This is a genomic window from Pseudomonas sp. GW821-FHT03E01 (assembly GCF_059420765.1).
This window is the reverse complement of the sequence record NZ_JBWKUI010000006.1, coordinates 13,394-32,328: the sequence shown is the minus strand read 5'-3', so window position 1 is coordinate 32,328 and position 18,935 is coordinate 13,394. Positions and strand designations below refer to the sequence as shown.

Genomic DNA, 18,935 nt, shown 5'->3' with positions numbered 1-18,935 from the left:
CGTCCCCTTCGTCTAGTGGCCTAGGACACCGCCCTTTCACGGCGGTAACAGGGGTTCGAGTCCCCTAGGGGACGCCACGATTACCCGCTTTGCGGGATTTTTAAGGGTCATTCAATTATTGAATGGCCCTTTTGTTTGTCTGGCGTTTGGCCAAATCTCCTTTTTCCCCAACACTGTTCTTCAGACCAGCGGTCACATCCACGACTTGCGGAAAATTATTATGAGAATAATATTCTAGTCGTAATATTCGGAGGCAACGATGAACGATAAAAAAGCTCAAACCCGCGAACGCATCCTCAAGGCTGCCAGTGCAGCGCTGATCCAGCGCGGCCCGGCCGAGCCGAGCGTGGGCGAAGTGATGGGCGCGGCCGGCCTGACGGTCGGCGGTTTCTACGCGCACTTCGAAAGCAAGGACGCGTTGATGCTGGAGGCGTTCAAGCAGCTGCTCAGCCATCGTCGTGACTTGATCGCCGACATGGATGCCGAGTTGACCGGCGAAGAGCGTCGCGCGTTGGTCGCAGCGTTCTACCTGTCGCGCAAACACCGTGATTCCACCGAGCAGGCATGCCCGGTTCCAGCGTCGATCAGTGAACTGGGCCGTCTGCCGGACGAATTTCGCGTGGCGTTGAATGAACATATTGAATTGATGGTCGCGCAGTTGGCAGCCAGCCCGGAAGACATCGACAAGGTCTTGGCCGACATCGCCTTGATGGTGGGTGGTTTGGCGCTGGCGCGGGCGCTGGGGCCAGGAGAGTTGTCCGATCGATTGCTGCGCGCCGCCAAATCGGCGGTGCTGTGACCTAAAGGCATCCAGCCTGAGGAGATGGGCGATGAACACGTTGAGCTGGGTTCGTGGCGTTAATGGCACCTTGGGCTGGTTCGCACCGAAGCTGGTGGCGAGCAAGATGCGTCTGGCATTCATGACCCCGCGGGAGTTGCCGCCGCGTGATTGGGAATTGCCGCTGCTGGCGAAATCCGAGCGGATCACCTTGCGCTTCGGCCTCTCGGCGCTGCGTTGGGGGCAGGGCCCGGCGGTGTTGTTGATGCACGGCTGGGAAGGCCGGCCAACGCAGTTTGCCGCGCTGATCACGGCGCTGGTCGATGCCGGTTACACCGTGGTCGCCCTGGACGGCCCGGCTCATGGTCGCTCGCCTGGACGCGAAGCCAATGTGGTGCTGTTCGCCCGGGCGATGCTTGAAGCAGCTGCTGAACTACCGCCGCTGCAAGCGGTAATCGGTCACTCGATGGGCGGCGCCAGCGCCATGCTCGCGGTGCAGTTGGGCTTGCGCACCGAAACCCTGGTCTCGATCGCCGCCCCGGCGCGAATCCTTGGGGTGCTGCGCGGTTTTGCGCGCTATGTACGCCTGCCGCCCAAAGCCCGTTCGGCGTTCATTCGTCAGGTCGAAAAAGACGTTGGCATGCGTGCTGCTGCGCTGGATGTCGCGCACTATCAGCTCGACATGCCAGGCCTGATTGTCCATGCCGAGGACGACAGCTTTGTCTCGGTCAAGGAGTCCCAATTGATTCACGAAGCCTGGTTCGACAGTCGCTTGTTGCGCCTGGAAGAGGGCGGTCATCAGCGGGTCCTGGCCGATCCGCGGGTGATCGATGGCGTGCTCTCGCTGCTGGCCGGTCGCAGCCTGCAATCGCGCCAATCGGCCTGAGCTTCCGTTACACTGCCCCGGTCGAAATAATCTGACCGGGAGTGGGGCATGGGCTGGGATCGGGCAACGCCGTTTATCATTGATCTGGAAGTGGGCGCCGAAGACATCGATGGGTTGGGCCACGCGAACAACGCGGTGTACGTGACCTGGCTCGAGCGCTGTGCCTGGCGTCACTCGCAGCGGCTGGGTCTGGACCTGGTCGAGTATCGGCGGCTGGACCGGGCGATGGCGGTGGTGCGGCACGAGATTGATTACCTGGCGGCGGCCTACGAAGGCGATGAGCTGCAGCTGGCGACCTGGATCGTCGATTGGGATCAGCGCCTGAGAATGACCCGACACTTCCAGCTGATCCGCCCCAGTGACAACTCGACGTTGCTGCGGGCGCAGACCACGTTCGTGTGCATCGAACTGTCGACCGGCAAGCCCAAGCGCATGCCGGCGGAATTCATCGAGGGCTATGGCTCGGCGTTGCAAGTTCCAAGCTGACACAGTCCGCACATTTGCCACCGCCCGGTCTGACGAAATACCTTCTGCACGCCGAAACCAGTAAACTGCCGCACGTTTTTCGTTGAGTGTGTTTTTCATGCAAATTGCTTTGGCGCCCATGGAGGGGTTGGTCGACAACATCCTGCGGGACGTGCTGACCCGTGTGGGCGGTATCGATTGGTGTGTAACCGAGTTCATTCGGATCAACGATCAGCTGCTCACGCCTGCCTACTACCACAAGTTCGGCCCGGAACTGCTGACCGGCGCCCGTACCGCCTCCGGCGTGCCGCTGCGGGTGCAACTGCTTGGCTCCGATCCGGTGTGCCTGGCGGAAAACGCTGCACTGGCCTGCGAATTGGGTTCCGAAGTCATCGACCTGAACTTCGGCTGCCCGGCCAAGACCGTCAATAAGTCGCGCGGTGGCGCCGTTCTGCTCAAAGAGCCTGAGCTGCTCAACGAAATCGTCGAACATGTCCGCCGTGCGGTGCCAGCGCACATTCCAGTGACCGCCAAAATGCGCCTGGGCTTCGACAGTCCCGATGGCTCGCTGGTTTGCGCCACAGCCCTGGCCGAAGGCGGCGCGGCGCACATCGTGGTTCACGCGCGGACCAAAACGGATGGCTACAAGCCGCCAGCTCACTGGGAATGGATCCCGCGGGTCCAGGACGTGGTCAAGGTGCCAGTGTTCGCCAACGGTGACATCTGGAGCGTGGAGGACTGGCGACGTTGCCGCGAGATCAGCGGCGTCGAAGACATCATGCTCGGTCGTGGCCTGGTGTCGCGTCCGGATCTGGCAAGGCAGATCGCTGCGGCGCGGGCCGGTGAGGAGGTCGTCGAGATGACCTGGACCGAGCTGCTGCCGCTGATTCAGGATTTCTGGCTGCAAGCCAAGGCCCAGATGACACCACGCCAATCGCCGGGTCGCCTGAAGCAGTGGCTGGCAATGCTGACCCGTAATTATCCCGAAGCGGTAGAGTTGTTCGGCGTCCTGCGTCGTGAAACCGAGCTGGATCAGGTCTCGCGTTTACTGGGGTTGCAGGTGTCTGAAGCCGCCTGAGTCTGCTTGAAAAAAATCTGAAAATAATCTCTTGAAAAGTAATCAGCGGTCCTTATCTAAGGATTACGCGATGCCGAATTCGGGTCGCGGAGACAAAAAAACTTGCTGATTATGTTCAGGAGATTTGAATCATGAGTACTGCATTTTCCTTGGCCCCACTGTTCCGTTCCTCGGTAGGTTTCGACCGTTTCAACGACCTGTTCGAAACCGCCCTGCGCAATGAGCCAGGCAGCACCTATCCACCCTACAACGTTGAAAAATACGGTGATGATCAATACCGCATCGTTGTGGCGGCCGCCGGTTTCCAGGAAGACGACCTGGACCTGCAAGTAGAAAAAGGTGTACTGACCATCAGTGGCGGCAAACGTGACGCGGACGAAAACGTCACTTACCTGTACCAAGGCATCGCACAGCGCGCCTTCAAACTGTCGTTCCGTCTGGCGGACCACATCGAAATCAAGGCCGCCGAACTGCGCAACGGTTTGCTGAGTATCGACCTGCTGCGTGTGATCCCGGAAGAAGCGAAAGCCAAACGCATCCCGATCAACGGGGCGGAAAAACCGGCTCTGCAGCACTGAGTCATTGGAAGAAATACATTCGTCTGAACAGGCTGTAACCCGCTGAATGAAGGCCCCGACTTGTCGGGGCCTTTTTGTTTTTCCGCCAAAACGGTCATGCAAGCTTTACCGCCTTATGGCGGCTTCTCTACAATCCGCGCCAGTTTTGCCGACCCCACATTCTGCCTGGTCGGCCCGGAGCTTTTTTTCATGGAAGAGATACAACAGCGTTGGCTGTGCGGTCTTTCTGCGCCGATGGTGGCCCTTAATCCTCGTGCCGATTACGACGAGCCTGCTTTCTACTCCGATCCGCAATTTATTGACCTGCAATGCAGCTGGGGCATCAATGACCGGCCGCAGTTGTTGAGCATGCTCGAAGGGATGGCGGACGACGGTCATGCCTCACACCTCGATGGAGCGTATCGGGCGTGGCAGCGTTGCTTGCCTGGCGAATGGCAGGCACTGCTTGAAACACTGTCCCCCCGTGAGCGCGATTTGCACGAATTCGCCGGGCGTACCTTTGGTGGATGTGGACCGGGTGGTATCAGGGCCTGGGATCTCGGGCGTATGGGGTTTCTCTTGCGCTGTGGCTTGCGCAATGAGTGGATCGATTTATCCGAGAGTCTTTGGTTGCATGCCCGACTGGCTGTAAGGGCGCAATACCATTACGGCAGTTGGTTTTCTTATTTCAACGGTTTCTTGGCTGGTCATGCGTTCTGGAGCTGTCTGGGTAACAGCGACGAACAGATGGCTCACGAGCTTGATCGGCAAGGGGAGTCTTCGGGTAGCGCTTTCATTGCACGAGGTCTTGCGCGCGACATCCCTTCTTTCCTGACCGACTTGCCCTGGCACATAGACCTCGATCCGCCGCCGCGCCCGGCGTCCCTGGGGGAGTTCGACTGGTCATGAGTTGCTGGACACGCTTGGGTATAGAGCCCACCAAAGATCAGGCACTGATTCGAGATGCCTACCGCGCGCGTTTGCCGCAACATCACCCGGAGAGTGATCCCGAAGGCTTTCAGGCGCTGCGTGTCGCCTATGAAAGTGCCACCCGCTTTGCCCGTCATGAAGAGGTCGAAGTCGAAGATGAGGACGCTAGTGTTCCCGAGATTCCGCAAACTTTGGTGGATTTTTACGCGTTGCTCGAAGATCCGGCTCGACGCTTCCATCCGCAGGCCTGGCGAGCATTTGTCAAAGCGTTGGATCAGCTGCCTCTGGACACACTTGATGACCTCAGTTGGGGGCTGTTTCACCCATTGACCAATGCCGGACCGTTGTCTTACCGCTGCGCGAATCTGCTGGCGCAACGAATGGGGTGGGAGCATCAACTGCTGGATCTTGAGTTCGAGCAGGCGAATAAAGTCGAAGAGTTCCTGCAACGCATCAAGAAGCCAGACCCGTTCGACACGACACTGATGAGTGGCTGGTCCGAGCCTGTGCAGATGGAAACCCTGTGGTATGCCCGTAGCCTCGACTACCTCTTTGAGCATCGGCCGCTCCATGAATTCGAAGACTTCGCCAGCCATCACACCTGTCTGCCGCTGCCGTCGGACGAAGTATTCATCAAGCGCTTACTGGTGCAGTTCACTCAAGCCGGTATCGGTGGTGCAGGCCTGCTGCAACTGTGCGTCGAACGACAGGGGCAAGCACCAGACGATAGCGATTGGCTTTATCTGTTGGCTTGCCAAAGCAGTTTGTTGGGCCTTGAAGATCAAGCGCTGCCTTGCTGGATCCGGCTCTGGCTGGAGTACCGTCATCCGAAGGCCGAAAGCTGCTTGCTGGAGCTTTGTGCCAAACGTCAGCCGGACTTTCTCGCGCTGCTGATCCAGGCATTCGACCGTTTGGAAAATTTCCGTGACTGGTCCCATGACCTTGACGATGTTACTCAAGAATATGGCAGCCCTTCACAGCGTCCCGAAACGTTGGCTCGCTGGCTTGGGGTCGGGCAACTCGATCTGCAAGGTTTGGCAGGCGCATTTGTCGATTGGCGAATGACGGGGGATGAACTGCCTCTGCTGGCATTGCTGCTAGGAGAGCATGCGGATTCCCGCTTGCAGCGTCTATACCAGCATGCATGGGCCTTGCATCGTGGGGATGTGGGGTTGTTGCAACAAATACTGGACGAGCCGCATCCGTTCGATGCCCTTGAGGGGTTGGTGTTGACCGGGTTCAAGTATCAGGCAGAGCAGCAACTCTGTTGGTTGAACCAGGCGCCGATTCCGTTGGCAATGAAGGTCTTTCTCAACAGTCGTTCAGTTGAACCGAAACTGGCCGAGGAACTGACAAAAGGCGAGCCGCACAAGATTTGCCGCCTGTGGCTGAGCAGGCTGCGGGGCTACGATCAGTCTGCCCTGGTGCGGATCGATCAGGTATTTGATTTGCTGGACGCAGAAGCGGACGTGAACTTGCGCAGCTTGAGTCTGCTGGTCCAGTTGGGGCAGCGAGGCGCAGTCCTGCCGGTCATTGCGCAAGGCGAGGCTGCGTGGCAATGGCACGCTCAAACTGTATTCCTGTTGGCGTTGCTCGAACAGCCGGAACGTTGGCTGACGTTGATCGATACCCAATGTCTGGAGCGACTGGAGCTCAACCCGGCTCACCCCCTGAGTCGGCTTCAGCCGTTATTGCGGCGCCTGCAGCGCGAGCAAGGTAACTGCGCGGGTTTGCTGGGGTGGCTGCAAGGTACCGACCCGGTTCATGGCCTGCTCGTGCAGCAGCTGTTCAATGTGCAACAGGCCCTCGACAGCGCAGCACTGCCCGCTAATGCGCAGCTCTATACCTGCATTGAAAGTGATCCTGATGCGTGCGGCGAGGATTTGCTGGGGCTGATGCTGCTCTGGGGTGTGCTGTATCACGACCCGAGCCTTGACGCCGAGCAGCATCGCGCACTGTTGCAATCCATCGCCGCTATCAGTTGTGAAGATGGTTGGTTCGAAGCGTTTCGTAATGGTTTGATCAAAGGAGAGCCTGTTTGGCCACCGCGCAAAGTGCTGACGGATTTCGACGTCGACAAGCTGCTGGTCTATGAAGTCCTCGATACGCTGAAAAGTCTGATTCGTTATGGCGCCTCAGGAGTGCCCAGGACCAAGGTGCTGCAACAGTTGCAGCGTGGCAAGGATGACGCCGCGAACAGTGTGGGCCTGCGTCTGGCATTGACTGCCTTGCTGTCCTGGAGTGAGCGTCTGCTCCTGGCCAAAAGCGACACGCGCCCGGTGCCGTCCACTGCGGTCTGGCGCTTGGGCTCTCGATTGGGGCGCAAGGCGTTTATCGGGCAGGTGCTGGGAGGTGTGCTGATCACCCCGATCATGGTGCTGCTCAATGGCACCGTTGTCTTGGGAGTTGTCATGCTGCTGGGCATCGCGCTGTTGCTCAGTGCGATTCTGCGTCGGCTGCATGACATGGGGCGGGGGATTCCCACGCTGCTGATCTTTGCCTGTCTGACGCCGGTATTGCCGTTCCTGCCTCTGGTGTTGTTCGGCTTTCCCGGCGACAAGCTGCCTAACCGCTATGGTGTGCCGCCGGGCAGCGCCGGTGAGGACACGCTGCCCGGTGGCTTGCAGGCGACTCTGCGGCGGCTTAATGGCTAAAGGCGCAGCTGATCCAGTGCTTTATTGAGTTGTGACCGATGGCTGGCAATCTCCACCGATTGCTGGCCACCGAGCACGGCGGTAAAAGTATCCAGCCAATCGGCAATTTGTTCGCGTTCGTCGCCCAGGCTTTGCGTCCATGCACGCTCCAGTCGCGCCAGCAGAGTGCGATTGGGCAGCGCGTCCCGTGGATGGATTTTCAGGGCTTTGAGCCGCTCATGGCTGCTTTTCCGTGATTGTGGGTCGAGCCCGGTGGGGCTGCGATCGATGCTGTGGCTGTGGCGTTCGCCGCTGGCCAGCAGGGTCACGTCGACTTCAAGCAAACCGTTGATGTCGTAGCTGAAGCGCACATCCAGGGCTTGCGTCTGGTCGCTGGGTGCTACCGCGACGTCGAAGGCATCGATGAAAATATTATCCCGCACCCACGGCCGCTCTCCCTGATAGACCTCGATACGGATGTGGTCTTGCTGCGGATGGGTGGTGTAGAAGCGTTGCACCCGAGAAGTCGGGATCACGGTGTTGCGTTCGATGATCGGCGAGAAGGCGCCGCTGACGTCCTCACCGCGACGGGTCGAAATGCCCAGCGTGTATGGGCATACGTCAGTGAGAATCAGCTCCTCGATTGCGCTGTCTCGGGCCTTGCACGCTGCCTGGGTAGCGGCGCCCAGTGCGACAATCGTGTCCGGGTCGAGGTGGCGATAGGGCAGGCGCCCGAACAGCGTGGCGACCATCTGCTGCACGACAGGCATCCGCGTTGCGCCTCCGACCAGCACCAGGCTGTCGAGGTCCCGAGGCTTGAGCCGTGCATCGCGCAGGGCTTGTTCGATGGGGGCGCGCAACCGGGCCAGCAGCGGTTCCCAGATTTTCAGCGCGACGGCCTCATCCAGCGACCACTCGCGCAAGGCACCGGCGCCGTTCCAGTTCAGGTGCTGGGTGCCTTCACTGAGTTTGCATTTGAGTTGCTCCAGAGCATCGCCCAGGCTGGCCAACCCCTGGTTATCGATCTGTTGAGAGGTGAGTTGCCAGTCTTTCAGGCAGGCCTGCAACAACGCGGCGGTGAAGTCTTCACCGCCGAGGAAGTTGTCGCCGGTGGAGGCATGCACTTCGATCAGCGGCAGTGCGTATTCCAGTACCGTGACATCAAAGGTGCCGCCGCCCAAGTCGAAAATCAGCGTGCGCTCGAACTTCTGCTCGTGCAGTCCGTAGGCCATGGCCGCGGCGGTCGGTTCGTTGATCAGCCGCGACACTGTCAGGCCTGCCAGTTCGGCGGCAAACAGCGTGCGTTTGCGTTGCTCGTCACTGAAATAGGCCGGCACCGAAATCACCGCCTCATACACCGGATGGCCTAGCCAGGCTTCAGCATCCTGCTTGAGCGAGCCGATCACCAGTGCCGACAGCTCTTCGGGGCTGAATTGCCGTCCGCCCAGTTCGAACTGTTTGTCGCTGCCCATAAAACGCTTGAACGCCGCCACCGTGCGTTCCGGATGGGTGGTCAGACGCGCGCGGGCGGCCTTGCCTACCAGAATGCTGTCGTCCTCATCGAGGCTGACCACTGAAGGGGTGAGGACATCGCCAAGGGCGTTCGGAATCAACTGCGCCTGACCTTCCTGCCAAACGGCGATCAGGCTATTGGTGGTCCCAAGGTCGATGCCCAGCAAGGCCGGACGGGAGAGGGTTGCATCCTGCATGGTTGATCTCTTTGAGGCAGTAAAAAAAAGCGCGACCCTACAGGTTGCAAGAAAAACTGGCAATTGGAGCACCTGTTACGGAACGTCTCCCATGCGGACTATTTGAGCAGTTTCTGAAACTCCTCCACCAGCAACGGCCGGCTGTGCAAATACCCCTGATACAAATGGCAGCCCAGCCCTTGCAAGAACTCCAGTTGCTCCTCGGTTTCCACCCCTTCGGCAATCACTTCCAGTTCCAGGCTGCGGGCCATGGCGACGATGGCGCGAATGATTTCGGCATCGTTGGGGTCGGTGGTGGCGTCGCGGACGAATGACTGGTCGATTTTCAGGGTGTCGACCGGCAGGCGCTTGAGGTAGGTCAGCGAGGAGTAACCGGTACCGAAATCGTCCATGGCAAAGCTCACGCCGAGTTTTTTCAGGCGTCGCATTTTGCTGATGGTGTCGTCCAGGTTCTGGATGACGATGCCTTCGGTGATTTCCAGTTTCAGCAACGAGCAGGGCAGGTCGTGGCTGCCGAGGCTGTGCTCGATGCGTTCGACGAAGTCGTTCTGACGGAATTGCCGCGGGCTGATATTCACGCACAGGCTGAAATTGAGCGGGTCAATCAGGCCTTTGGCGATCAGGCGTTTGAAGGCCGCACAGGCTTCGTCGAGGATCCATGTGCCGACTTCCAGAATCAGCCCGCTGTCTTCCAGCACCTTGATGAACTCGGTCGGCGATTGCGCGCCCAGTTGCGGATGGTGCCAGCGCACCAGGGCTTCGGCGCCGGTAATGCGGTTGTTGCGGGCGTCCACCTGAGGCTGGTATTGCACGCTGAATTCACCCCGGGAAAGGGCCAGGCGCAGGTCGGTCTCCATGCGCAGGCGTTCGCTGGCGGCCTTCTGCATGGTGTTGTGATACATCTGCGTGGTGTTGCGGCCCGAGTCCTTGGCGCGGTAGAGGGCGATATCGGCGCGTTTTAACAGATCGGTCGGGGTCGAGCCGTGGTCGGGGATCAGCGCGATGCCGATGCTCGGCGTCACTTGCAGGCGCTGTCCATCGAGGAACATCGGTTCGGACAGCAATTCGCGCAAGGTATCCGCCAGTTCCCGGACTTGAGCGCTGACGTCGGTGCGCGAGCCTTCCAGGCCACTGAGCAGCACCACGAACTCATCGCCGCCCAGGCGTGCGACGGTGTCTTCCATGCGTACGCTGGCTTCAAGGCGCGCGGTGATGATTTTCAGCACCGTATCGCCCACCGGGTGGCCGAGGGAGTCGTTGATGTGCTTGAAGTGGTCGAGGTCGAGGAACATCAGGGCGCCACGCAAGTTGTGGCGCTTGAGCAGGGCGATCTGCTGGCTCAGGCGGTCCATCAACAGCGCGCGGTTCGGCAGGTTGGTCAGCGGGTCGTGGTAGGCCAGGTGACGGATCTGCGCTTCGGCATTTTTCAGCAGGCTGACGTCCCGGGCGGTCAGCAGCAGGCAGGCGGTTTCGTTGAGGGTGATCGGTTCCACCGAGACTTCGACGGTCAGCAACTCGCCGCGCTTGTTGCGCCCGAGCATTTCCAGGTGGTGAACCCGGCCCTTGATCTGTAGTTCGGCCAGCAACGCCGAGCGTTGTTTCTCCTCGGCCCAGATGCCGACCTGATACACCGTGCGGCCCACCACTTCATCGGCACGGTAGCCGGTCAGGCGGCAGAAGCCGTCGTTAACCTCCAGATAGCGTCCAGTGTCGCGCTCGGTAATGGTGATGGCGTCGGGGCTTGAGTGGAAGGCCTTGGCGAACTTCTCTTCGCTGGCCTTGAGCGCCGCTTCCGAGCGTTGCTGTTGGGTGATGTCGCGCAGGGTGGTGACGATGCACGGCTGGTCGCCGACGCTGATCTGGCGGCTGGAGATCACGCAGGTCAGGGATTGCCCGTCCTTGTGTTGAACGATGATCGCCACATTGTTCAGGCCCTGTTCGCGGATGACCCGCTCGATCCTTTGCAGGCTTTTCGCCGAGGCGTCCCACAGGCCGATTTCGTCGGCGCTGCGGCCGATGACGTCGGTGGTGCTCCAGCCGAACGTCTGGGTGAAGCTGGAGTTGATCTCGATGAAGTGGCCGGTGTCCTGACGCGTGACGCAGATCGGGTCGGGGCTGACCTGGAACAACGTGGCGAATTTCTCTTCCGACGCTATCAGTTGCTGCTCGCGCTCCACTTGCTCGGTGATGTCCAGCAATGTGCCGGCCATGCGCAGCGGGTTGCCGCTATCATCGCGGTAGAGTCTGGCGCGGCTTTCCAGGTAGCGCGAACTGCCGTCCGGCAGTTGCACGCGGTACGTCAGTTGATAATTGCCGGCCGGGCCTTCGCGTAAGCTGCGGTAAGCGTCGCGCATGGTGTCGCGTTCTTCACCGGGTACACCTTCGAAAAACGCATCGAAGGATTCATGGAAGGGTTTGGGCTCCAGACCATGCAGCTGGGCGGCCCGCGCCGAGCCATAAAGCATGCCGCTGGGGATGTGCCAGTCCCAAGTGCCGAGTTGTGCTGAATCCAGGGCCAGGTCGAGGCGTTCCTGGCTGTCTTTGAGGGCGTGCTCGGCGATTTTGCGTTCGGTGGTGTCAAGGAATGTGCTCAGCAGATAGGGCTGGCCTTCGAGCTCGACCTTTTGCGCGCTGAGAATGCCGTCGTGAACCTGCCCGTTGCTGGCGCGAAATTGCACCTCCATGTTGATCAGCTCACCTTTGGCCTTGGTGGCCTTGACCAGTTCCGCCCGTTGCTCCGGGTTGACCCAAAGGCCCAGTTCCAGGGTGGTTCGGCCGATTGCGTCTTGCACCGGCCAGCCGAACAGGCTTTCGAAATACTGGTTGGCTTCGCTGATCAGGCCGTCTTCCTGACGGGTCAGCAGCACCATATTCGGGCACAGGTGAAACAGCGTGGCGAAGCGTTTTTCCGAGCTGCTCAGCGCTTGTTCACGCTGGCGCTGGTGGGTGATTTCACGGATGACCCCGATCATTCGTGGCCGGCCGTTTTTGTCCGGTAGCAGGCTGCCGTTGATTTCCAGCCAGTGCAGGCTGCCGTCGGGCCAGCGGATGCGGTGGTGCATGGCCTGCTCCAGCGGAGCGCCGGCGATCACTGCATTGAAGGCGCGGATGGCTTTCGCCCGATCCTCCTGGGGCAGCAGGTCGAGGTATTCCAGATCCTCGGGCAACGGTTGCCGGGGATCGAAGCCGAACAACGCCTGAGTACCCCGTGACCAGCTGATCTGTCCGCGCTCGATGTCCCAATACCAGGCGCCCAGTCGGGCGCCATTGAGGGCCGCGAGCAACTGTGGGGCGCTTTCCCAGCTCTGCTCGGACCGTTTTGGGTCAATTGCCTGAATTCGCGGCATTGGCGGCATACGTTCAACAGATTTGGGCATGGATGACAGGCCTTGGGCTGAATTGGGCGTTAGGCACAGGGTTTTGGGGCTCTATAGGCGTAGCACAAAAGAAGAAGCACAGCTTAGCCGCGAGTCCCTGGCTGATCGATTTGTGCATCCAGCAAAGCCATGAAGGCCTTTGCCGCGTTCGACAGCGTCCGTTCGGTGTGCAGGATATAGCCTAGCTGGCGAGTGAGCTGTATGCCCGGCAAAGGTATGCGCGCCACTTGCTCATCCAGCATGGTGCGCGGCAAAACGCTCCAGGCCAGGCCGATCGAGACCATCATCTTGATGGTCTCCAGATAATTGGTGCTCATGGCGATGTTCGGCGTCAGGCCCTGGGCCTCGAACAGGCGTTGCACGATGTGGTGGGTAAAGGTGTTGCCGCCGGGGAAAACCGCGGGGTGCAGGGCAATGTCCGCCAGGCTGACCGCACCGTTGCTGATCAGCGGATGCTCTGGGGCGGCCACGAAATCCAGTGGGTCGTCCCACACGGGCGTGGCCTTGACCAATGTGTGAGGTTCCGGTGCAAGGGTGATGACTGCCAGTTCAGCGCGGCCATGGAGGATTTCTTCGTAGGCCACTTCCGAATCGAGGAACTGAATATCCAGCGCCACTTGCGGGTAACGTCGGGTGAACTCCCTTAATAAGGGTGGCAAGCGATGCAGGCCGATGTGATGGCTGGTGGCCAATGTCAGACGACCGGTCACTTCGCCAGTCAGGTTGGTCAGGGCGCGGCGGGTGTCATCCAGTACATTGAGGATCTGATAGGCCCGTGGCAGCAAGGCGCGGCCGGCTTCGGTCAGGCCGACTTCCCGGCCCAGTCGATCGAACAGTCGCACCTTCAATTGCTGCTCCAGCCCGGCGATGCGCTTGCTGATGGCCGGTTGCGTCAGGTGCAGCCGTTCGCCGGCGCCGGAGAAGCTTCCGGTCTCGGCAATCGCGATAAAGGCGTTGAGGTTGGCGAGGTCCATAATGAGGTCTCAGTGGCATTCCAGTTGGTTATGCAAAGCATAAAAAATATGAATTTGAGTTATTTAATGTAACCCCCTAGGATCGACCTCACAAGCCAAGGGGTTATTGAATTACTCAAGATCCGGGGCATAGAAACAAGCTGATGAGGAAACCGTCTGATGGCCGGCAAAACGCTCTACGACAAGCTCTGGGATTCGCATTTGGTCAAGCAGCGCGACGATGGCTCTGCGCTGATCTACATCGATCGTCACATCATCCATGAAGTGACCTCGCCGCAAGCCTTCGAAGGCCTGCGTCTGGCCGGGCGCAAGCCTTGGCGCATCGATGCCAACATCGCGACCCCGGACCACAACGTACCGACCACCCCGGAGCGCAAGGGCGGCATCGAAGCGATCGTCGACCAGGTCTCGCGTTTGCAGGTTCAGACCCTCGACGATAACTGTGACGAATACGGCATCGTCGAATTCAAGATGAATGACGTCCGCCAAGGCATCGTCCACGTCATCGGCCCGGAGCAGGGCGCCACCTTGCCGGGCATGACCGTGGTCTGCGGCGACTCCCACACCTCGACCCACGGCGCATTCGGTGCCCTGGCTCACGGTATCGGCACCTCCGAGGTCGAGCACGTGCTCGCCACTCAGTGCCTGGTCGCCAAGAAAATGAAGAACATGCTGGTGTTGGTCGAGGGCAAATTGCCGTTCGGCGTGACTGCCAAGGACATCGTCCTCGCCGTGATCGGCAAGATCGGCACCGCCGGCGGTAATGGCCACGCCATCGAATTCGCCGGTAGCGCGATTCGCGACCTGTCCGTTGAAGGCCGCATGACCATCTGCAACATGTCCATCGAAGCCGGCGCCCGTGTTGGCCTGGTGGCTGCCGACGAAAAAACCGTGGCTTACGTCAAGGGCCGTCCATTTGCTCCGAAGGGCGCGGAATGGGATTTGGCCGTCGAAGCCTGGAAAGACCTGGTCTCCGACGCCGATGCCAAGTTCGACACCATCGTCGAGCTCGATGCCTCTCAGATCAAGCCGCAAGTCAGCTGGGGCACCTCGCCTGAGATGGTGTTGGCCGTGGATCAGAACGTACCGGATCCGGCCAAGGAAATGGACCTGGTCAAGCGCGATTCCATCGAACGCGCCTTGAAATACATGGGTTTGACCGCCAATCAGGCGATCACCGACATTCAGTTGGACCGTGTATTCATCGGCTCCTGCACCAACTCGCGGATCGAAGACCTGCGCGCCGCCGCGGTGATCGCCAAGGGCCGCAAAGTGGCTTCGACCATCAAGCAGGCCATCGTGGTGCCGGGTTCGGGGCTGGTGAAGGCTCAGGCCGAATCCGAAGGCCTGGACAAGATTTTTATCGAGGCCGGTTTTGAATGGCGTGAGCCTGGCTGCTCGATGTGCCTGGCGATGAACCCGGACCGTTTGGAGTCGGGCGAGCATTGCGCGTCGACCTCCAACCGTAACTTCGAAGGCCGTCAGGGCGCCGGTGGTCGTACCCACCTCGTCAGCCCGGCCATGGCCGCCGCCGCCGCGGTGAACGGTCGTTTCGTCGACGTCCGTGAATTGATCTAAAGGAGCGCAGCATGAAAGCTTTTACCCAGCACACTGGTCTTGTCGCGCCTTTGGATCGTGCCAACGTCGACACCGACCAGATCATCCCGAAGCAGTTCTTGAAGTCGATCAAACGCACCGGTTTCGGTCCGAACCTGTTCGATGAGTGGCGTTATCTGGACGTTGGCCAGCCGTATCAGGACAACTCCAAGCGCCCGCTGAACAAGGACTTCGTCCTCAACGCCGAGCGTTATCAAGGCGCCAGCGTGTTGCTGGCCCGCGAGAACTTCGGTTGCGGCTCCAGCCGCGAGCACGCGCCGTGGGCACTGGAAGAGTACGGTTTCCGCAGCATCATCGCGCCGAGCTACGCCGACATCTTCTTCAACAACAGCTTCAAGAACGGCTTGCTGCCGATCATCTTGAGCGACGCTGAAGTCGATGAGCTGTTCAAGCAGGTTGAAGCGAACCCGGGCTACCAGTTGCAGATCGATCTGCAGGCCCAGACCGTGACCCGTCCGGACGGCAAAGTGCTGAGTTTCGAGATCGATGCCTTCCGTAAGCACTGCCTGTTGAATGGTCTCGACGATATTGGTCTGACTTTGCAGGATCACGAGGCGATTGCCACGTTTGAAGCCAAGCACCGCGCGAGCCAGCCATGGTTGTTTCGCGACGCCTGAGATTGATCTGGAATCGATGTAATCAGGGCCGGCCTCTTCGCGGGCAGGCCCAGACAGCGCAAGGTTAAACCTAAAAAGGAAGTCCCGATGACCAGCACCGCGCAGCACAGCCAGGTAGTCCAAAAACAATTCGGTGAACAGGCCTCGGCCTATCTGAGCAGCGCCGTACACGCTCAAGGCACCGAATTCGCGCTGCTACAGGCTGAACTGGCGGGGCAGGGCGATGCCCGGGTACTGGACCTGGGTTGCGGCGCCGGTCATGTGAGTTTTCATGTGGCCTCGCTGGTCAGGGAAGTAGTCGCTTACGACCTGTCCCAGCAGATGCTCGATGTGGTTGCCGCCGCCGCTGTTGACCGGGGTTTGAGCAATGTGGCCACGGTCAACGGCGCCGCCGAGCGTCTGCCGTTCGACGATGGCGAGTTCGATTTCGTCTTCAGCCGCTATTCGGCGCACCATTGGAGCGACCTCGGCGTGGCCCTGCGCGAAGTTCGCCGGGTGCTGAAGCCGGGCGGGGTGGCGGCGTTCATCGATGTGTTGTCGCCGGGCAGCCCGCTGTTCGACACTTACCTGCAAAGCGTCGAAGTGCTGCGCGACACCAGCCACGTGCGCGATTATTCTGCGGGCGAGTGGTTGCGTCAGGTCAGCGAAGCGGGGTTGCATACCCGCAGCACAACGCGCCAACGGTTGCGCCTGGAGTACACCTCCTGGGTCGAGCGCATGCGTACGCCGCAGGTGATGCGCGCGGCGATCCTCGAGTTGCAGCAATCGATGGGCAACGAGGTGCGCGAATATTTTGAGATTGAAGCCGATGGTTCGTTCAGCACCGATGTACTGGTGCTGATGGCTGAACGATAGAATTTTTCCGGGCGCACCCGCGGGTGCGCCGACTGATGACATGAGGAAAGCATGAGCAAGCAGATTCTGATTCTCCCAGGCGACGGTATTGGCCCGGAAATCATGGCCGAAGCGGTCAAGGTGCTGGAGCTGGCGAACGACAAGTACAGCCTGGGCTTCGAACTGAGCCATGACGTGATCGGTGGCGCCGCCATCGACAAGCACGGCGTGCCGCTGGCCGATGAGACCCTGGCCCGTGCACGCGCAGCCGATGCTGTGCTGCTGGGCGCCGTGGGCGGCCCGAAATGGGACACCATCGAGCGTGACATCCGCCCTGAGCGCGGTCTGCTGAAAATCCGTGCGCAACTGGGCCTGTTCGGCAACCTGCGTCCGGCGATCCTGTACCCGCAACTGGCCGAGGCTTCCAGCCTGAAGGCAGAAATCGTTGCTGGCCTGGACATCCTCATCGTCCGTGAACTGACCGGCGGTATCTATTTCGGCGCGCCACGTGGCGTGCGCGAGTTGGAAAACGGCGAGCGCCAGGCCTACGACACGCTGCCATACAGCGAAACTGAAATCCGCCGTATCGCCCGTGTCGGTTTCGACATGGCGCGCGTGCGCGGCAAGAAGCTGTGCTCGGTGGACAAGGCCAACGTGCTGGCCTCCAGCCAGCTGTGGCGTGAAATCGTCGAGCAAGTGGCCAAGGACTACCCGGACGTCGAACTGAGCCACATGTACGTCGACAACGCCGCCATGCAACTGGTGCGTGCGCCGAAGCAGTTCGACGTGATCGTCACCGACAACCTGTTCGGCGACATTCTTTCCGACGAAGCGTCGATGCTCACCGGTTCCATCGGCATGCTGCCGTCGGCGTCGCTGGATGCCAACAACAAAGGCATGTACGAGCCGTGCCACGGTTCGGCGCCAGACATCGCTGGCAAGGGCATTGCCAACCCGTTGGCGACCATTTTGTCGGTGTCGATGATGCTGCGTTACAGCTTCAATCTGCAGGATGCGGCCGACGCCATCGAGAAGGCCGTGAGCCTGGTTTTGGATCAGGGTCTGCGTACGGGAGACATCTGGTCGGCTGGTTGCACCAAGGTCGGTACGCAGGAAATGGGCGACGCAGTAGTCGCCGCGCTGCGGAATCTGTAATCTCTCTGGCCCGCTGCAATTTTCAACCTTGAAAGCAGCGGCCCACTTTTCAAGAAGGTGTAGTTGCGATGAAACGTGTAGGTCTGATCGGTTGGCGCGGCATGGTCGGTTCCGTGCTCATGCAGCGGATGCTGGAAGAGCAGGATTTCGATCTTATCGAGCCGGTGTTTTTCACCACTTCCAATGTCGGTGGCCAAGGCCCGTCCGTGGGCAAGGACATTGCTCCGCTCAAGGACGCTTACAGCATTGAAGAGCTGAAAACCCTCGACGTGATTCTGACCTGCCAAGGTGGCGACTACACCAGCGAAGTGTTCCCGAAGCTGCGCGAAGCCGGCTGGCAGGGTTACTGGATCGACGCCGCTTCCAGCCTGCGCATGCAGGATGACGCGGTGATCGTGCTGGACCCGGTGAACCGCAAGGTTATCGACCAGCAGCTCGACGCGGGCACCAAGAACTACATCGGCGGCAACTGCACCGTCAGCCTGATGCTGATGGGCCTGGGCGGTCTGTTTGAAGCCGGTCTGGTGGAGTGGATGAGCGCCATGACCTATCAGGCGGCCTCCGGTGGCGGCGCGCAGCACATGCGTGAGCTGATCAAGCAAATGGGTGTGACCCACGGCGCTGTCGCCGATCAACTGGCCGATCCGGCCAGCGCCATCCTCGACATCGACCGCCGTGTTGCCGAAGCCATGCGCAGCGACGCGTACCCGACCGAAAACTTCGGCGTACCGCTGGCCGGCAGCCTGATCCCGTGGATCGACAAGGAACTGCCGAACGGCCAGAGCCGTGAAGAGTGGAAGGCCCAGGCCGAAACCAACAAAATCCTCGGTCGCTTCAAGAGCCCGATCCCGGTGGACGGTATCTGCGTGCGCATCGGCGCCATGCGTTGCCACAGCCAGGCGCTGACCATCAAGCTGAACAAAGACGTGCCGATCGCTGATATCGAAGGGCTGATCAGCCAGCACAACCCTTGGGTCAAGCTGGTGCCGAACAACCGTGAAATCAGCATGCAGGAGCTGAGCCCGACGAAAGTCACCGGCACCCTGAACGTGCCGGTCGGTCGTCTGCGCAAGCTGAACATGGGTTCGCAATTCGTCGGTGCCTTCACCGTTGGCGACCAACTGCTGTGGGGCGCGGCCGAGCCGCTGCGTCGCATGCTGCGGATCCTGCTTGAGCGTTGATCTATTGATGCAATGAAAGAACCCGTGCCTTGAAAGAGGTGCGGGTTTTTTATGCGCGCCATCCAACTTCTGTAGCAGCTGGCGAAGCCTGCGTCCGGCTGCGCAGCAGTCGTAAACCCTGCGCGCGCGGTTTGCCTGAATGAT

15 protein-coding genes and 1 tRNA gene are annotated in these 18,935 nt (G+C 60.2%); 13 read left to right on the top strand and 3 right to left on the bottom strand.

Annotated elements, in window-relative coordinates:
* Window position 1 precedes the first annotated feature (1 nt).
* From AC07VO_RS11515 to AC07VO_RS11480, 8 genes are all read left to right on the top strand, one after another.
* Window positions 2-77, top strand: a tRNA-Glu gene (locus AC07VO_RS11515).
* Between the two features lie 182 nt (window positions 78-259).
* On the top strand, window positions 260-799 hold the full coding sequence (locus AC07VO_RS11510; protein WP_019582113.1) for a TetR/AcrR family transcriptional regulator: 540 nt from the start codon (window positions 260-262) through the stop codon (window positions 797-799).
* 31 nt (window positions 800-830) lie between these two features.
* Window positions 831-1,664 (top strand): alpha/beta fold hydrolase, encoded by an 834-nt coding sequence (locus AC07VO_RS11505; protein ID WP_018928104.1) that lies wholly within the window; start codon window positions 831-833, stop codon window positions 1,662-1,664.
* Between the two features lie 48 nt (window positions 1,665-1,712).
* The gene (locus tag AC07VO_RS11500; RefSeq protein WP_019582115.1) at window positions 1,713-2,150 is read left to right on the top strand and encodes an acyl-CoA thioesterase; all 438 of its coding nucleotides are present in this window, start codon (window positions 1,713-1,715) and stop codon (window positions 2,148-2,150) included.
* Window positions 2,151-2,247: 97 nt separating this feature from the next.
* Entirely contained in the window at window positions 2,248-3,207 is a 960-nt protein-coding gene (locus AC07VO_RS11495) for a tRNA dihydrouridine synthase (protein WP_018928102.1), read from the top strand.
* Between the two features lie 131 nt (window positions 3,208-3,338).
* Complete coding sequence (locus tag AC07VO_RS11490) at window positions 3,339-3,785, top strand: Hsp20 family protein (protein ID WP_019582116.1); 447 nt, start codon at window positions 3,339-3,341, stop codon at window positions 3,783-3,785.
* Window positions 3,786-3,974: 189 nt separating this feature from the next.
* Window positions 3,975-4,673, top strand: a complete 699-nt coding sequence (locus AC07VO_RS11485; RefSeq protein WP_064616985.1) for a DUF1266 domain-containing protein — start codon at window positions 3,975-3,977, stop codon at window positions 4,671-4,673.
* A complete protein-coding gene (locus tag AC07VO_RS11480) occupies window positions 4,670-7,348 on the top strand; it encodes a DUF805 domain-containing protein (RefSeq protein ID WP_064616986.1) in 2,679 nt (892 codons plus the stop codon). The genes AC07VO_RS11485 and AC07VO_RS11480 overlap by 4 nt, the downstream gene beginning before the upstream one ends.
* On the opposite strand, the gene AC07VO_RS11475 is transcribed toward AC07VO_RS11480, so the two are convergent.
* The 3 genes from AC07VO_RS11475 to AC07VO_RS11465 form a co-directional block, all read right to left on the bottom strand.
* Window positions 7,345-9,036, bottom strand: coding sequence for a molecular chaperone HscC (locus AC07VO_RS11475; RefSeq protein ID WP_064616987.1), 1,692 nt, complete (start codon window positions 9,034-9,036; stop codon window positions 7,345-7,347). The genes AC07VO_RS11480 and AC07VO_RS11475 overlap by 4 nt on opposite strands.
* Before the next feature lie 98 nt (window positions 9,037-9,134).
* A complete protein-coding gene (locus tag AC07VO_RS11470; RefSeq protein WP_064616988.1) occupies window positions 9,135-12,413 on the bottom strand; it encodes a sensor domain-containing protein in 3,279 nt (1,092 codons plus the stop codon).
* 83 nt (window positions 12,414-12,496) lie between these two features.
* Window positions 12,497-13,387, bottom strand: coding sequence for a LysR family transcriptional regulator (locus AC07VO_RS11465; RefSeq protein WP_018928099.1), 891 nt, complete (start codon window positions 13,385-13,387; stop codon window positions 12,497-12,499).
* A 159-nt stretch (window positions 13,388-13,546) separates the two neighbouring features.
* Between AC07VO_RS11465 and leuC the strand changes: the two genes are divergently transcribed.
* The 5 genes from leuC to asd all read left to right on the top strand — a co-directional run bounded on the left by leuC (window position 13,547) and on the right by asd (window position 18,791).
* On the top strand, window positions 13,547-14,965 hold the full coding sequence (gene leuC, locus AC07VO_RS11460) for a 3-isopropylmalate dehydratase large subunit (protein WP_018928098.1): 1,419 nt from the start codon (window positions 13,547-13,549) through the stop codon (window positions 14,963-14,965).
* 11 nt (window positions 14,966-14,976) lie between these two features.
* Complete coding sequence (leuD, locus tag AC07VO_RS11455) at window positions 14,977-15,621, top strand: 3-isopropylmalate dehydratase small subunit (RefSeq protein ID WP_018928097.1); 645 nt, start codon at window positions 14,977-14,979, stop codon at window positions 15,619-15,621.
* An 87-nt stretch (window positions 15,622-15,708) separates the two neighbouring features.
* On the top strand, window positions 15,709-16,476 hold the full coding sequence (locus tag AC07VO_RS11450; RefSeq protein WP_086945460.1) for a class I SAM-dependent methyltransferase: 768 nt from the start codon (window positions 15,709-15,711) through the stop codon (window positions 16,474-16,476).
* Between the two features lie 51 nt (window positions 16,477-16,527).
* The gene (gene leuB / locus AC07VO_RS11445) at window positions 16,528-17,610 is read left to right on the top strand and encodes a 3-isopropylmalate dehydrogenase (protein ID WP_007935187.1); all 1,083 of its coding nucleotides are present in this window, start codon (window positions 16,528-16,530) and stop codon (window positions 17,608-17,610) included.
* A 68-nt stretch (window positions 17,611-17,678) separates the two neighbouring features.
* A complete protein-coding gene (gene asd, locus AC07VO_RS11440) occupies window positions 17,679-18,791 on the top strand; it encodes an aspartate-semialdehyde dehydrogenase (RefSeq protein ID WP_007935182.1) in 1,113 nt (370 codons plus the stop codon).
* The last annotated feature ends 144 nt before the right edge of the window (window positions 18,792-18,935 follow it).